This is a genomic window from Nakamurella sp. GG22 (genome assembly GCF_052976845.2).
The window spans coordinates 20,518-35,559 of sequence record NZ_JBRIIO020000018.1; the positions used below are offsets into that span (position 1 = coordinate 20,518).

At 64.8% G+C, this 15,042-nt stretch carries 12 protein-coding genes; 7 read left to right on the forward strand and 5 right to left on the reverse strand.

The window, feature by feature from the left end:
• The first annotated feature begins 110 nt into the window (after positions 1–110).
• Positions 111–1,151 (forward strand): LacI family DNA-binding transcriptional regulator, encoded by a 1,041-nt coding sequence (locus tag ACVBEQ_RS17770; RefSeq protein ID WP_447154631.1) that lies wholly within the window; start codon positions 111–113, stop codon positions 1,149–1,151.
• Between the two features lie 51 nt (positions 1,152–1,202).
• Here ACVBEQ_RS17770 and iolD read toward each other — a convergent pair whose 3' ends face one another.
• The 5 genes from iolD to ACVBEQ_RS17795 all read right to left on the reverse strand — a co-directional run bounded on the left by iolD (position 1,203) and on the right by ACVBEQ_RS17795 (position 7,892).
• The gene (iolD, locus tag ACVBEQ_RS17775; RefSeq protein WP_447154632.1) at positions 1,203–3,200 is read right to left on the reverse strand and encodes a 3D-(3,5/4)-trihydroxycyclohexane-1,2-dione acylhydrolase (decyclizing); all 1,998 of its coding nucleotides are present in this window, start codon (positions 3,198–3,200) and stop codon (positions 1,203–1,205) included.
• A gap of 39 nt (positions 3,201–3,239) precedes the next feature.
• Entirely contained in the window at positions 3,240–4,679 is a 1,440-nt protein-coding gene (locus ACVBEQ_RS17780; RefSeq protein ID WP_447154633.1) for an NAD(P)/FAD-dependent oxidoreductase, read from the reverse strand.
• Positions 4,680–4,714: 35 nt separating this feature from the next.
• A complete protein-coding gene (locus tag ACVBEQ_RS17785) occupies positions 4,715–5,578 on the reverse strand; it encodes a sugar phosphate isomerase/epimerase family protein (protein WP_447154634.1) in 864 nt (287 codons plus the stop codon).
• A 94-nt stretch (positions 5,579–5,672) separates the two neighbouring features.
• Complete coding sequence (locus tag ACVBEQ_RS17790) at positions 5,673–6,689, reverse strand: sugar phosphate isomerase/epimerase family protein (protein ID WP_447154635.1); 1,017 nt, start codon at positions 6,687–6,689, stop codon at positions 5,673–5,675.
• Positions 6,690–7,892, reverse strand: a complete 1,203-nt coding sequence (locus ACVBEQ_RS17795; protein WP_447154636.1) for a Gfo/Idh/MocA family protein — start codon at positions 7,890–7,892, stop codon at positions 6,690–6,692.
• Positions 7,893–8,597: 705 nt separating this feature from the next.
• Between ACVBEQ_RS17795 and ACVBEQ_RS17800 the strand changes: the two genes are divergently transcribed.
• The 6 genes from ACVBEQ_RS17800 to ACVBEQ_RS17825 all read left to right on the forward strand — a co-directional run bounded on the left by ACVBEQ_RS17800 (position 8,598) and on the right by ACVBEQ_RS17825 (position 14,675).
• Positions 8,598–8,804: a helix-turn-helix domain-containing protein gene (locus tag ACVBEQ_RS17800; RefSeq protein WP_447154637.1), complete on the forward strand. Its 207-nt coding sequence runs from the start codon at positions 8,598–8,600 to the stop codon at positions 8,802–8,804.
• 162 nt (positions 8,805–8,966) lie between these two features.
• A complete protein-coding gene (iolC, locus tag ACVBEQ_RS17805; RefSeq protein WP_447154638.1) occupies positions 8,967–9,917 on the forward strand; it encodes a 5-dehydro-2-deoxygluconokinase in 951 nt (316 codons plus the stop codon).
• Positions 9,914–10,795 carry a Cgl0159 family (beta/alpha)8-fold protein gene (locus ACVBEQ_RS17810; RefSeq protein WP_447154639.1) on the forward strand — a complete coding sequence of 294 codons (882 nt, stop codon included), beginning with the start codon at positions 9,914–9,916 and terminating at the stop codon, positions 10,793–10,795. Before iolC ends, ACVBEQ_RS17810 begins: the two co-directional genes overlap by 4 nt.
• 54 nt (positions 10,796–10,849) lie before the next feature.
• Positions 10,850–12,415 carry a CoA-acylating methylmalonate-semialdehyde dehydrogenase gene (locus ACVBEQ_RS17815; protein ID WP_447154640.1) on the forward strand — a complete coding sequence of 522 codons (1,566 nt, stop codon included), beginning with the start codon at positions 10,850–10,852 and terminating at the stop codon, positions 12,413–12,415.
• A 360-nt stretch (positions 12,416–12,775) separates the two neighbouring features.
• The gene (locus ACVBEQ_RS17820) at positions 12,776–14,257 is read left to right on the forward strand and encodes a sugar porter family MFS transporter (protein WP_447154641.1); all 1,482 of its coding nucleotides are present in this window, start codon (positions 12,776–12,778) and stop codon (positions 14,255–14,257) included.
• A 289-nt stretch (positions 14,258–14,546) separates the two neighbouring features.
• The gene (locus ACVBEQ_RS17825) at positions 14,547–14,675 is read left to right on the forward strand and encodes a hypothetical protein (protein WP_447154642.1); all 129 of its coding nucleotides are present in this window, start codon (positions 14,547–14,549) and stop codon (positions 14,673–14,675) included.
• Positions 14,676–15,042: the final 367 nt, after the last annotated feature.

The window sequence follows — 15,042 nt, forward strand, 5'->3', positions numbered from 1 at the left end:
GAGCGCTACAAGTGGAGCGCTCCAGTAGCGTAGGGTGCATCCCACCACGCTGTCAACGCCCCACCGCTATAGCCGGGGACGTGCCGTTCCCGACAGGAAGGAAGCGCTTAATGAGCCCAACCGCATCCAAGGCGATCGGCGGGAGTGACGAGCCGGCGGTTGTTCCACGTGGCCGGCCGACGATCTATGACGTGGCCGACCGCGCGGGGGTATCGAAGTCGTTGGTGTCGCTGGTGTTGCGTGGCTCGCCGAACGTGAGCCCGGTTCGACGTGACGCGGTGCTGACCGCAATCCGGGAACTGGGGTATCGGCCGAGTCAGGCCGCAACAGTGCTGGCGAGTCGACGCACCCAGGCCATCCAGGTTGTCATCGACGACTACCGCAACCTGTGGTTCGTCGATCTGCTGGATGGGCTTCGGAAGGCGTTCGACGGGCGCGGGTATCGGGTTTCGGTGATTGACCGGACCGGGGACAACTCCGGTGCTGCTTCAGCTCCACTGGCTGCGGGCATTGATGGTTTGGTGATGGCGTGTGACCCGGGGGATGGGCTGCTGACAGGCTGGAACGGTCCGACGGTCATGGCAGGTTGGCGCGAAGGCACTCTGGTGGGTGCGGACCAGGTCGCGAACGACGACGAGTTGGGGAGCCGCTTGGCAGTGGCGCATCTGGCGGAGCTGGGACATCGCGAGATCGGTCATCTCTCGGGCGGCGGGGGCGCCGCGGGGCACCGTAGGAAGGGTTTCACCGAGGCGGTTGCTGCGGCCGGTCTCGCCGGTCATGTCAGTGAGGGCCTCGGCGGGACCACGGAGGAAGACGGGTATCACGCCGCCGAACACCTGCTCCGCCGGCAACCGGACCTGACGGCCGTCTACGCCGCAAACGACAGCATGGCGGTCGGTGCGCTGGCAGCTTTCAAGGAGCGCGGTTTGACGGTCCCCGCCGACATCTCGCTGGTCGGATACGACGATTCGCCGTTGGCCAAGTTCCGGTACATCGATCTGACGTCCGTTGATGACAAGAGCACTGCCGTCGGCCAGGCTGCCGGCCGTGCCCTGTTGATGCGCATCGACGAGCCCCACCGACCCGTCGACCAGGTGCTCATCGAACCGGCACTGGTCGCCCGGGGTAGCTCGGGACCGGCGCGACGCTGAACGCCCCTTGGAAGGCGGTCTGACAGCGCCGGGGTTGGGAGCGAAAGCGCTTCACAGGTAGGGCTTCTGGGCTGATTTGAGTGCTTCGTATCGACCCCTTGCGTCCTGGGTGAAGTGCAAGGTGGATACCTCGGCGACGGGGACGTCCCACCAGCCGTCGCCCTTGGGCGATTCGTACTCCAGATCGGTGTCCACGTGCACCATGCACGGGTCGTCGCCGGCCTTCGCGGCGGCCAGCGCGTCTTTCAACTCGGTCAAGGTCTTTGCCCGGTACACCTGGATGCCCAGGGACTCCGCGTTCAGCGCGAGGTCGACCGGCAACGTGCCGCCGTCCAGTCGGCCGGATTCGGTGTTCCGGTAGCGGTACTTGGTGCCGAACCGTTGCACTCCCAGGGATTCGGCGAGTGCGCCGATGGAGGCGTAGCCGTGGTTCTGCAGCAGCACCACGATGATCTTGATGTGCTCCTGAACGGCCGTCACCAGTTCGGTCGGCATCATGAGGTAGGAGCCGTCTCCCACAGTGACGAAGACATCCCGCTCCGGCGCGGCGAGTCTGATACCGATTGCGCCTGGGATCTCGTAGCCCATGCAGGAGTACCCGTATTCGACGTGGTAACCCTTGCGTTCCCTGGTCCGCCACATACCGTGCAGGTCCCCGGGTAGCGATCCGGCGGCGCAGACCACCACGTCGGTGGGATCCATCACACCTTCCACGGCGCCGAGAACCTCTGCCTGACTGAGGAACTCATGGGTCTGACCGTAGCCGCTGTGGTGTGAGGCGACGACCTCGTCGTCCCACGCCTTGGCCCGCCGGGTTGCCTCGTCCTGGTAGTCCGATTCGGTCGCGTAGCCACGGAGAGCCCCGGTCAGCGCGGTCAGTGCATACTTCGCGTCTGCCACCACCGGGTGGCCCCCGAGTTTGAAGGCATCCAGGCCCGCCACGTTGATGTTGACGAACCGGACATCTGGTTGCTGCCAGATGGTTTTCGACGCAGTGGTGAAATCGGAATACCGGGTGCCGATGCCGATGACCACATCGGCACCGCGGGCGAAGTGGTTCGCTGCCGGGGACCCGGTGGCACCGATGGCGCCGAGGTTCAACGGGTGGTCGAACGGCAGTGAGCCCTTTCCTGCCTGGGTTTCGGTGATCGGGATGCCGGTGGCCTCGACGAAGGCCTTCAGCTCGCTGTTGGCTTCGGCGTAGGTCACCCCGCCGCCGGCCACGATGATCGGGGACTTCGCTGTGCGGATGATCGCTGCGGCGGTCGCGATGACGTCGGGTTCCGGAATCGGCCGGCCGATCCGCCATACCCGTTCGGTGAACAGTCCGACCGGCCAGTCGTGCGCCTCGGCCTGCACATCCTCCGGCAGTGCCAGGGTGACCGCTCCGGTTTCCACTGGGTCGGTGAGTACCCGCATGGCGCCCAGCAGTGCGGCGGGCAACTGCTCGGGCCGCCACACCCGGTCGAAGAATTTGGACAACGGACGGAAGGCGTCGTTGACCGAGACGTCATAGCCGTACGGCTGTTCCAGCTCTTGGAGCACCGGCGAGGCGACCCTGGTGGCGAAGATGTCGCTGGCCAGCAGCAGAACGGGCAGCCGGTTGATGGTGGCCAGCGCGGCGCCGGTCAGCATGTTCGTCGAGCCCGGTCCGACCGAGGCGGTGACGGCGAACGTCTGCAACCGGTCCTGCTGCCGGGCGTAGCCGACAGCGATATGGACCATGGACTGCTCGTTGCGGCCCTGGTGGTACGGCAGCAGGTCGGGTTGCTCCAGCTCGGCCTGCAGCAGCGCTTGTCCGAGTCCGGCCACGTTACCGTGCCCGAAGATGCCGAAGCAGCCGGCAAAGAGTTTGCGCCGCATACCATCCCGCTCGGAGTACTGGTTACCCAGGAACCTGACAACTGCCTGGGCAACGGTGAGCCGGATGGTCCCTCGGCCCTGCGGTGACGCTGGGGTGGTCACGATGTGCGCTCCTGCTCGATGGTGACTGATCAACACTGGGGTCTGGCTTCCGGCGACGACGCCGACCGCTGCGCTCCCTGCCATTGGAAGAGGGACTCTCCTGCCCAGCAGCTGAAACGGGCCTCAGGCAGAACGGGGTGCGCTGCGCTCACCGCGGATCTGCTCGGCGACCGGGTCAGCGACGGGGTCAGCGGCGTGGGGCAGCACGACCGGAGCGCGGCCTTTCTGACGGTTCTCGTCCAGCGCGACCATCGTTCGTTCGAAAGTGATGATCCGATGTCCGCGGTTCTTGCTGAACCACAGTGAGCGGGCCCAGTTGTACAGGGTGCCGAAGCGGTTGCCCCAGCCGACGAGGTAGGTGACGTGGATGAATCCCCACATGAGGTAGGCCGGGAAACCGGTGATTTTACGGCCGAAAGCGTCAGCCACGGCGGCCTTGTGCCCGATCGTGGCCATGCTGCCCTTGTCGAAGTACTTGAACGGGCCGGGGGTCGGGGCACCGACTGCGCGGGAACCGATCAGCCTGGCGACGTATTTGCCCTCCTGCATGGCAGGTTGAGCCACGCCGGGCAGCTTGTTGAGCGAGACCATGTCACCGATGGCGAAGACGTCAGGGTGTCCGGGCAGGCTGCAATCCGGGTTGACCAGGACGCGGCCTGCCCGGTCGATCTCTGCTCCGGTTTGCTCGGCCAGCATCCGGGCCAGCGGCGAGGCCTGCACGCCGGCCGCCCAGATCCGGCTGCGGGTGCGAATGGTCTCCACACCGTCAGGACCTGTGACAGTGATCGATTCGTGGTCCATCGCAGTGGCCAGAGTGTTGAGGCGAATCTCGACGCCCATCTTCTCCAGGTGCTGCTGGGTGTATCGCTGGAGTTTGGAGTCGAAAGGGGGCAGCACCGCGGGCGCACCCTCGAGCAGGATGATTCGCGCCGTCGTGGTGTCCGCAGAGCGGTATTCCTTCGGAAGCACCTGGTGCGCCAGTTCGGCGAGCTGACCGGCCAGCTCGATACCGGTCGGGCCGGCTCCGATGATCACGAACGTGAGCCACTCCGCCCGCTCGACGGGATCATCTGCCATTTCGGCCATCTCGAACTTGGCAAGAATCCCATCCCTGAGGTAACGGGCGTCTTCGATTGTCTTCATGCCGGGCGCGAACTCCGCGAACTCGCCTTTCCCGAAATACGAGTGGGAGGCGCCGGCGGCCACGACCAGCGAATCGTATTCGAGATCGACCTTGCGGCTGTCCGGGCCCACGGCGTGGACCACCTTGTTGGCCATGTCGAGGTCCTTCACCTCGGCGAGGATGGCCCTGGCGTTGCTTTGCTTGCCGATGGTCGAGCGAATGGCCGGCGCGATCAGCCCGGGGGAGATCAGACCGGCCGCCACCTGATACAGCAGCGGTTGGAAGAGATGGTGGTTGGTCCGGTCGACGAGGATGACCTCCACCGGTGCGTCCTTGAGGTTGCGGGTCGCGTTCAGTCCGCCGAACCCGCCGCCGACGACCACCACCCGGTGTCGTGTCGAGCGGCCATCGGAATCAGGTGTGTGGTTCGTCAACGTCATCGGCTTTCTGCGCAATCGGACTGGTCGGCTGTACTTCAGGTGAGTTCTTTCTGCACGCGTTCGAGCATGCGGCGGTGGATGTCGTCGGCGTGTTCTTCCCATCCGAAGACACACACAGTGGCTATGCCGTCGAATTGGACATCGCGCAGCGTGGTGAAGAACTCGTCCCAGTTGAGGTCGCCGTTGCCGATTTCGTTGTGCTGGTGGATGCGGGCGTCAACGCCGGGAGGGTTGATGATGTAGCGGTTGCCGACATTGGCCAGATGGTTGTAGCAGTCGGCGATGTGCAGGTGCGCAAGCTTGGACCCGGAGTAGCGGATCATGCGGTCGACGTCGCCGGCGCCCTTGCTCAGGTGGAACGCGTGCGGGGCGCAGAAAACATAGTTGACCCAGTCGACGTTCAGGCCGCGGATGATTTGCACCGCGTCATCGTTGGTTTCGGAGAAGTCGTAGGGATGTGCCTCGAGGTTGAGCTTGACGCCGTACCGCTCGAAGTCCGGGGCCAGATCCTCCATCGACTGATAGAAAGCGTGCTCGGACCGCAGCGGCTTGTTCGGATCACCGGATAATTCGCTGTTCACCACACCCAGTTCGAGGTCGTTGGCGATCTGCAGCAGTCGGCGCCAGTTACGGACCTGGTAGCGGCGCTCCTGCTCATCGGGCGACGACCAGTTGAACACCGGCACCAGCGTCAGAACCTGCACACCGGTCTCTGCGCTCGCCTTCTTCACCTCGGCGATTTCTGCGTTGTCGGCCTTGGGGTACCGGTGCCAGAAGAACCAGTCCGGGCGGGGGGATAGCTCCAGGTATTCGAAGCCCAACTGGGCGGCCTTGCGGAGCTCGTCCGCGACGGACAGCTGGTTGTGGTACATCGCGGGGTCGAGCGCGATCTTCACCATGTGAGTTCCTTCCCGTACGGACGGGCCGATTGAGTGGAAGTGGGGCTGACCCACAGGTCGGTGCCTGTGGGTCAGCCCCAGTGGAGGACCGCGGCTACGCCGAGCCGTGGGACGCGGTGAGTGCTGCGTCGGCGTCAATCAGGACTTTGGCGGCGACTTCGAGTCCTTCGATGCGGCCCAGTTCGGTGTCTTCATGTTCGATGTTGACGAGCATGTCGGGGTCGACGTCGTGGAGGGCTTGGAGGAAGTCGGTCCAGAAGGCGGTGTCATGGCCTTTGCCGAGGGCGACGAAGTCCCAGGCGGAGTTCTTGGGCCATTCGTTGGCCCATTCGTCGCCCCCGAGGTTGACGCGCGGTTCGTCGGGGGACAGTCGGCGGAAGCTGTTGTCCAGAACGCCGTAGAGTTTGGCGTTCTCGGTGTTGATCCGGACATCCTTGGCTGCGGCGTGGAAGACCAGCGGTCCAAGGGCTTTCACCACGGCGACCGGGTCCATCTGCTGCCAGAACAGGTGGGAGGCATCGAGCTCGACGCCGACATGGGTGGCACCGGTGAGCTCGATCAGTTTGTGCACGTCGGCGGTGTTGAACACCAGGTTCTGCGGGTGCAGCTCGAGGGCGACCTTGACGTCGTTCTCGGCGGCCAGGGTGTTGATGTCAGTCCAGAACGGGGCGGCCACGCTCCATTGGTAATCCAGCACGTCCAGTGCGGCGGAGTTCCAGGCGTTGACGATCCAGTTCGGGACGGTCGCTCCGGGTTCGCCACCGGGCAGGCCGCTCATGGTGACGATCCGGTGCTGGCCGAGGCGGTTCGCCAACTTGATCGAGCGGCGGATGTCCTCGGCGTGCTTGTCGCCGATGGTCTTGTTGGGGTGCAGCGGGTTTCCGTTGCAGTTCAGTCCCGCGATGGACACCCCGGTGCCCTCGAACAGGCCGAGGTAGTCGTCCCGCGCGGTGTCGCTGGTCAAGATGTCGTCGAAGGTCGGGATGTGGGTGGCGGGCAGGAACCCGCCGGAGTTGATCTCGATCCCGGTGAGGCCGAGATCCGCGACGACCTTGAGAGCTTCGGGCAGGGGGCGGTCGTGCAGCGGTGCGTTGTAGACGCCGAGTTTCATCTAGATCGAGGCCTTCTCGTTGACGGGGACGGTGACAGGGGCGCCGCCGTTGCTGGCGGACTGGGTGACGGCGGCCAGGATCTCCATGTTGTGCACACCGTCGTGGAAGGTCGCGCAGCGGGGCAGGGCCTTGTCGACGCCGGCGACCTCGTCCAAGAACGCCCGGGCCTGGTAGGTGAAGGCGTCGTTCTGGCCGAATCCGACGCATTGGGCGTCCATGGCCATGCCGGCGGCCAGGTAGGGGTGTTGCGGGCCGAGGATGACCTGCCGGTAACCGGTGGTGCGCGAATCGCCATGCAGATAAAGACCGATCTCGGCGTTACGGTTCTGATCGAACCGGGCGGCGCCGTTCTCGCAGAACACCTCGAACGTCAGGCCGTTCGCGTGGCCGGCGGCGACCCGGGAGACCTCCAGTGATCCGGAGCAACTGCTGAAACGCGCGTTGTAGGCGGCATAGTCGTCGTTGGTGACGGGCTCGAAGGTGTCACTGACCGCGGCATGATCATGCCCCATCACCGCCCCCAGCGGCAGCGGCCGCGACGAGATCGCGGTGCTCAGGGTCCCACCGGACACCTGCTGGACCGGGCCGGCGAGGAACTCGGCCACGTAGGACAGGTGACTGCCGACGTCGGCGAGCGCTCCGGACCCCTGCGGACCCTGATACCGCCAGCTCATCGGCGCCGTCGGGCTGCAGCCGTAGTCGGTCCAGTACCGGCCGGAGAAATGCAGCACCCGGCCCAGTTCACCGGAATCGATGAGCTGCTTGATGAACGCGATACCCGGGGTGCGCAGGAAGGTGAACCCGACCCGGGCCAGCACGTCCCGCTGCGCGGCGGCGTCGGCCGCCTCCGCCATCGCCCGCGCATCGGCAAGGGTGTCACTCAGAGGCTTCTCACACAGCACATGCTTGCCCGCGGCGAGCAGCCCCTCGACCACCTCACGGTGCAGGGAATTGGCGATCACCACGCTCACCACGTCGATGTCGTCGGCCTCGGCGATGGCCTGCCAGGAGGTGTCGTTCCGCTCGTACCCGAACCGCCGGGCGGCCAACGAACCGAACTCGGCGTTCACGTCACCGATCGAGACCAACCGGATCGACGGCAGGCTCGACTCGAACACTGCGCTCGCGCTGCGGTACCCGGCCGCGTGGGCCTTTCCCGCCATTCCGGCCCCAATGACCGCCACACCGATGCTGTCGGACATGCCTTCTCCTTTGAAGTCCACCCGCGACCCGGGCTCACCCACTGATTGGAGCGCTACAAGTGGAGCGCTCCAGTAATGTAGAATGCCTCGCACGGCGTTGTCAACGCCTCCTCGCGAACGACTTTTGGGGGGTCGGGGACCTGTCTGCCCCGCCTGCCCGTCGTTCTGCCGGCGCCTGGCTTGGCCACGCGCACAAGCATCCGCCGCGCACGGCAACTACCCGCAATGACTGAAACTTTGTCTTGACATACTGTTTGCGCGACGCGAGACTATATCCGGTGGAGCGCTCCAAGGGTGTCGCCCGGGTGACCAGTTCACTTCCGGTTGACCGGGAGACGACTCCCATCACGCAGATATCATTGATCCGAAGGGACCCGTGTGTCGCAATTTCCAACCAGTTCCTCCGACGCCATGGGTCCCCGACAACCCGAAACATCTCCCGGATGCGGCCCGGTGCTCGCACCTACTGAATCTCTCTACAAAAGCGGCATTTCGCACCTGGGACGGAGCACCGCACAATCTGTCCCACCTGTTGTTCAACACCTCACCCTCGCGCTGTCGGGCCATCTGAATCGAATGCACCATAGTGGCCTACCCGTACCTCGTGAGATAGAAGAACTGGCAAATTTCCTGATGTTTTCCGCCAGGGAGCGACAGGGGCCGACAACCGCTGCGCCGACGGGCCGGAACCACCATCATGCTCATGTGGCCAACCGTCTCCTGATGACGAAAAGTGAGGTGGCTGAACAATTGAGCGTGTCGGTACGCACGGTCGAGCGCCTGGTGGCGGCCGGTCGCCTGCCCCAGGTCTACGTCGAACACTCGGCCCGCATCAGGGTCAAAGACTTGGAAGTATTCGTGGAATCCTTGGTGGATCCCACTCCGGGCTCCGCCCAATCCAATGGCTCTTGAAATCAGCGCCAAAGGTCCTCTCGCGCTCAGCCCTGGACCCCACGGCCCGGCGTGAACCGGGTGTCCTTCTTGAAGCGGCAAGACCGCGTCATAGACAGTTGATTGAAGTCTCAAAGCTCTCGCCAACCCCAGAGGTTCACCAATTCAACGGAAAGGGCTGCAATGTCCGAGCACTTGGACGTGTTGACGATGGGGCGAGTGGGTATCGATCTCTACCCTTTGCAGGACAATGTAGGACTGAAGGACGTGGAGACGTTCTCGAAGTCGCTCGGCGGCAGCCCGACCAACGTCGCGATCGCCGCAGCCAGGCACGGTCGCCGCACTGCGGTCATCACCCGGACCGGGCCGGATGGCTTTGGTGAGTTCGTCCACGAGGAACTGATCCGGTTCGGAGTCCTGGATACGTTCGTGTCCGAGGTGCCGGGCCTGCTCACTCCGCTCGCATTCTGCGAGAATTACCCGCCCGACCACTTTCCCCTCCAGTTTTACCGGCTCCCCACCGCGCCCGATCTGCTCATCGAGCCGGAGGAACTGGACCTGGCAGCGATCGCTGACGCGGCCATCTTCTGGTCCACCGTGACCGGGTTGTCGGCCGATCCCAGCCGATCCGCTCATCACACGGCCTGGCAGGCACGGGCCCGGAAAACCCACACCATTCTGGACCTGGACTACCGGGAGGTGTTCTGGGCGGACAAGGCCGATGCGAGCAGACAGGTTCGGGCCGCATTGCCGAACGTGACCGTGGCGATCGGCAACAAGGAGGAGTGCGAGGTCGCGGTCGGCGAGACCGAACCCCGCCGGGCAGCGGAGGCCATGCTCGACGCCGGTGTCGAGATCGCGATCGTCAAGCAGGGGCCCAAGGGCGTGCTGGGCATGACCCGCGACGAGTTCGTCGAGGTGCCGCCGACCCCGGTCACCCCCATCAACGGCCTCGGTGCCGGTGACAGCTTCGGCGGCGCGTTCTGCCACGGGCTGCTCGAGGGCTGGGACCTCGAGAAGATCCTGCGTTTCGCCAACGGTGCGGGGGCCCTGGTGGCCACCCGCCGGGAGTGCTCGACCGCCATGCCCACCACCGACGAAGTGTGGACTCTGCTGAAAGAGGTCGACCAGTGACCACTCTGCTGTCCAAGTACGAACGACTCACCCAGATTCGGGCCACGGACCCAGGCGCGATCAAACGTGCCGCCGACTCCCGCACCCGCGCTTCACTTGTCCCGTCCGACGGGCGGCTGATGATCATCGCCTGTGATCACCCGGCGCGTGGGGCCAACGGGGTGGGTGATCGACCGCTGGCCATGGGTAGCCGCAGCGATCTACTCGACCGGCTGCAGACCGCGCTATCCAGGCCAGGCGTGGACGGGTTGCTCGGCAGCCCGGACATCATCGAAGACTTGCTGCTACTGGGTTCCCTGGAAGGCAAAGTGGTTTTCGGGTCGATGAACCGCGGCGGTCTGCAGGGCGCCGTGTTCGAGTTGGACGACCAGTTCACCGGGTACGACGCCCAGGGCATCGCCGACATGGGCCTCAATGGCGGCAAAACCCTGACCCGTGTCGCGTTGGATGACCCCGGCACGGTGAACACCCTGACCCGCACCGCCCATGCGGTGAATGAGCTCGCCGACCGTGGCCTGGCAGCGATGGTGGAGCCGTTCTGGTCCTCCCGGGTGGATGGCAAGGTCCGCAACGACCTGTCCGCCGACGCGGTGATCAAGTCCGTCGGCGTGTGCAGCGCACTGGGCCGCACCTCGGCCTACACCTGGATGAAGCTGCCCGTCGTCCCCGACATGGAGCGGGTCATGGATTCCACCACCTTCCCGACCCTGTTGCTCGGCGGCGACCCCGACACCAGCCCGGAAGAGACCTACGCCAGCTGGCGGGCGGCGCTGCAGCTGCCTGCCGTGCGCGGTCTGGTGGTCGGCCGCACCCTGCTGTACCCGGCCGATGACGACGTCGAAAGCGCCGTCGACACCGCCGCCGCCCTGGTCCGCTGAACTCGCCCTACCGCACGTCCTCATCGTGAAATTCCATCAAAGGAGCTGATATTCATGACGACCATTACTGATCCCGACGCTCTTCCTTCCGCCCTGGAGTTTTTCTCCGGCAACGGCGGCGGTGTGTTGCCGCATTGGAAGGACGGGGCGCCGTTCGCGGGGGAGTCGGACCGCACCGGGCCGGTGTATGACCCGGCAACCGGCGCGGTGACCAAGCAGGTTTCCCTGGCCTCGCGCGCCGACGCCGACGCGGTGATCGCCTCCGCCGCCGCCGCGTTCCCGAAGTGGCGAGACACGTCCCTGGCCCGCCGCACGCAGGTGCTGTTCCGGTTCCGCGAACTGCTGAACGAACGCAAGCACGAAGCCGCGGAAATAATCACCGGCGAACACGGCAAGGTGCTCTCCGACGCACTGGGTGAGATCACCCGAGGCCAGGAGATCGTAGAACTGGCCTGCGGTCTGGCGCACCTGCTGAAGGGCAGCATGACCGAGAACGCCTCCACCAGGGTCGACGTCTCTTCGATCCGGCAGCCGCTGGGCGTGGTCGGGATCATCTCGCCGTTCAACTTCCCGGCCATGGTGCCGATGTGGTTCTTCCCGGTGGCCATCGCCTCCGGCAACGCGGTTGTGCTCAAGCCAAGCGAGAAGGACCCCTCCACGGCGAACTGGCTCGCCGACCTGTGGAAGGAGGCCGGCCTGCCCGACGGCATCTTCAACGTCCTGCACGGCGACAAGGTCGCCGTCGACGCACTGCTGGAATCGCCGACGGTGCAGGCAATCTCATTCGTGGGATCGACCCCCATCGCGCAATACGTGTATTCCACCGGCACCGCGCACGGCAAGCGCGTGCAGGCCCTCGGTGGCGCGAAGAACCACATGCTGGTGCTGCCAGACGCCGACCTGGACCTCGCCGCGGACGCCGCAGTCAACGGTGGCTTCGGCAGTGCCGGCGAGCGGTGCATGGCCATTTCCGCACTGCTGGCGGTGGACTCCGTTGCCGACGAACTGATCGAGAAGATCAAGCAGCGGATGGCCACCCTGCGCACCGGTGACGGCCGTCGCGGCTGCGACATGGGTCCGCTGGTCACCGCGCAGCATCGGGACAAGGTTGCCGGCTACGTGCAGGCCGGGGTCGATGCGGGCGCCGACCTGATCGTCGACGGCAGGGCCAGCAACCCGGACCAGCACTTCGACGGCAACAAGAACGGCTACTGGCTCGGACCAACACTTTTCGACAACGTGACACCCGACATGAGCATCTACACCGACGAGATCTTCGGGCCGGTGCTGTCCGTCGTCCGCGTCGACGGCTACAGCGAGGGCCTGTACCTGATCAACTCCAACCCCTACGGCAACGGCACGGCGCTGTTCACCAACGACGGCGGCGCCGCCCGCCGGTTCCAGAACGAAGTACAGGTCGGCATGATCGGCATCAACGTGCCCGTCCCAGTCCCCGTGGGCTACTACAGCTTCGGCGGCTGGAAGGCCAGCCTGTTCGGCGACACCCACGCCCACGGCACCGAGGGTTTCCACTTCTACACCCGCGGCAAAGTCATCACCACCCGCTGGCTCGATCCCAGCCACGGCGGCCTCAACCTCGGCTTCCCACAGAACGACTGATCGAAGGAACGCCGTTTCCCTGGTCGACGGCGGTGAGCCGGCCCGGCAATCCGTCACCGCTTCTGCCGCACATTGCCCGTTGTCGTGCTTCCACGGCCCGCACGAGCGGAAAGGAGGTGAGTGCCATGTGATGCACAACCACGGGCTGCGTGTAGGCCGCAATTTCTCAGCGTTGCGGGGCCCATCAAGCGACTGACTTGCAGAACGCGGCCTGAACCTGTTCGTCAGCGAGCAGTTGGATCAGCACGACGGACGGCCGAGCGCCGATCGAATTCGTGTGCGAGTCATCGGACACATTCATCCGCTATCACTGCATTTCGGGCAGCGTCATCCGATTGCCCCATGACAGAGGAGTCATGCATGACTGCACACTCAACCTCGGTGTCCGAAGCCGAGCTGCCACCACTGACCCGAGGACCCCATAGCAAACGACTCGGCCTCATCTCCGTGGTGGCCTGCCTCGGCGGGCTGCTGTTCGGCTATGACACAGGCGTCGCCAACGGCGCCGAGGGCCCGATGGCCGAGCAACTCGGGCTCAGCCTCATCCAGCTGGGCGTCGTGATCAGCTCGCTGTTGTTTGCAGCTGCGATCGGTGCCCTCTTCGGTGGGATCATCTCCGACGCCATCGGGCGTCGCAAGACGATCCTGATCCTTGCTGTGCTGTTCTTCTTCGGCGTCGTGCTGGTGGTGTTCTCGCCGGCCGGGCCTGAGCCGGGGACGTTCTCCCCGACCGGTTTCGCGGTCCTGGTTGCCGGTCGGATCGTGCTGGGGCTCGCCGTCGGCGGTGCGTCGACGGTGGTCCCCGTCTTCCTCGCTGAGATGTCGCCCTATGAGATTCGTGGATCCATTACTGGGCGCAACGAGCTTGCCATTGTTGTCGGTCAACTTTCCGCCTTCGTGGTGAACGCGATGCTCGGTGTGACCCTCGGCCATGTGGAGGGTGTCTGGCGGATCATGTTCGGGGTGTGCGCCCTACCGGCCATCGCGCTGTTCTTCGGCATGCTGCGGATGCCGGAGTCACCCCGCTGGCTGGTGGAGAAGGGCCGGCACGATGACGCTCTCGCAGTGCTGAAGACCGTGCGCTCGGAGGATCGGGCCGTCGCTGAACTGGGCCAGGTGGAGCGGATCGCGGAGGAAGAGCAGCATGATCACCAGATCGGGTGGCGGGCCATCCTTTCGAACAAGTACTTGCGACGCATCATCATGGTCGGCATCGGCCTCGCCCTGGCGCAGCAGCTCACCGGCATCAACTCGATCATGTACTACGGCACGCGGGTGCTCGAGGAATCGGGCATGACCGAGGAACAGGCCGTGATTGCCAACATCGCGTTCGGAGTGGTCGCCGTGATCGGGGGTATCATCGCCCTGCGAAACATGGACCGGATGAACCGGCGCAAGACGCTCCTCATCGGCCTGACGCTGACCACGATCTGCCATTGCCTCATCGGGTTTGCCTCGATGCTGCTGCCGGCGGGAAACCCGCTCCGGCCGTATGTGATCCTGGTCCTGGTCGTTGCGTTCGTATTGTCGATGCAGACCTTCCTGAACATCGCCGTCTGGGTGTGGCTGGCGGAAATCTTCCCGCTGCACATGCGTGGCCTCGGGATCGGGATCGCAGTTTTCTTCACCTGGACATCCAATGGATTCCTCGGGCTGTATTTCCCTTCCCTGATTGCGGGGGTCGGCATCACCGGATCCTTCTTCCTCTTCGCCGCCATCGGTGCGGTGGCCCTGTTGTTCGTGTTCACCCAGGTGCCCGAGACCCGGGGGCATTCCCTCGAGGCGCTCGAAGAGAGCGTCTCCACCGGTGCGATCTACTTCGACATCCGAAAGGTCAAGTAGGAGCCAGCCACCGGTGCGCCGAGCACCATTGCCCTCGGTTTCGGCGAGCACGGCGAAGACCTCCGAGTGAGTGCGGAGTTTCGAGAAACCGCTCCTCACCCGGGGTCTTCGCGTCCCTTGGACAGAACGGAGCCGACCATCGGTCACGACTTTCCCTATCGCGTGGCGTCTTGAACAGCTGACCATCATCAGTCGGGATCCGGCACCCTCTCCGGAAGCGGTACGTGCGCACCTCGGGTGGGATCTTTTGCGACATGACCATTCATGACTTCGACGTGGCGCGCTTTTCGTGCCCGACCTGGTGGAGGTGCACGCTCACGGCGCCAACGCATTCTCCGACTACACCCGGGACGCTGGCGACTTCGACTCGGCTGTCGTGACGATGCGGGGATCGGGTGACGAGCTCGCACAATTGTGAATTCGCGACGCTGCGCGTGCGGGTATGAACAGCGCCTTAAGGGCTTTCGGAAGCGAAGGCATGCTCAGCATGGGAGATGTGCTCCCGACAACAATCCGCAGGAGCTCGGGTCAGGGCACCGCTAAAGGAGGAACGATTTCGCCGTCATCCCTTCGCTGCTTAGCCGCATACCGCGCCGAATTGGACTCCTTCATGAGTGCCATCGATACCGAGACCCGGTCAGTTCTGCATATCTCGACGGCCTTCGAGCCTTGGAGCCCATGCTGAAACCGAATCCGTTCAAACGCGCCGCAGCGTTCAGCTCAGCAGCAGTTGATCATTCTCGGGCTGTCAACATCCCATCAGGGGGAGGCGGCCGGTGAGTAGC

Coding starts and splice junctions, on each gene's coding strand:
- ACVBEQ_RS17790 (WP_447154635.1), bottom strand. CDS start 6,689: ATGAAACTCGGCGTCTACAACGCACCGCTGCACGACCGCCCCCTGCCC.
- ACVBEQ_RS17820 (WP_447154641.1), top strand. CDS start 12,776: ATGACTGCACACTCAACCTCGGTGTCCGAAGCCGAGCTGCCACCACTG.
- iolD (WP_447154632.1), bottom strand. CDS start 3,200: ATGGCAGGGAGCGCAGCGGTCGGCGTCGTCGCCGGAAGCCAGACCCCA.
- ACVBEQ_RS17815 (WP_447154640.1), top strand. CDS start 10,850: ATGACGACCATTACTGATCCCGACGCTCTTCCTTCCGCCCTGGAGTTT.
- ACVBEQ_RS17785 (WP_447154634.1), bottom strand. CDS start 5,578: ATGGTGAAGATCGCGCTCGACCCCGCGATGTACCACAACCAGCTGTCC.
- iolC (WP_447154638.1), top strand. CDS start 8,967: ATGTCCGAGCACTTGGACGTGTTGACGATGGGGCGAGTGGGTATCGAT.
- ACVBEQ_RS17795 (WP_447154636.1), bottom strand. CDS start 7,892: ATGTCCGACAGCATCGGTGTGGCGGTCATTGGGGCCGGAATGGCGGGA.
- ACVBEQ_RS17770 (WP_447154631.1), top strand. CDS start 111: ATGAGCCCAACCGCATCCAAGGCGATCGGCGGGAGTGACGAGCCGGCG.
- ACVBEQ_RS17780 (WP_447154633.1), bottom strand. CDS start 4,679: ATGACGTTGACGAACCACACACCTGATTCCGATGGCCGCTCGACACGA.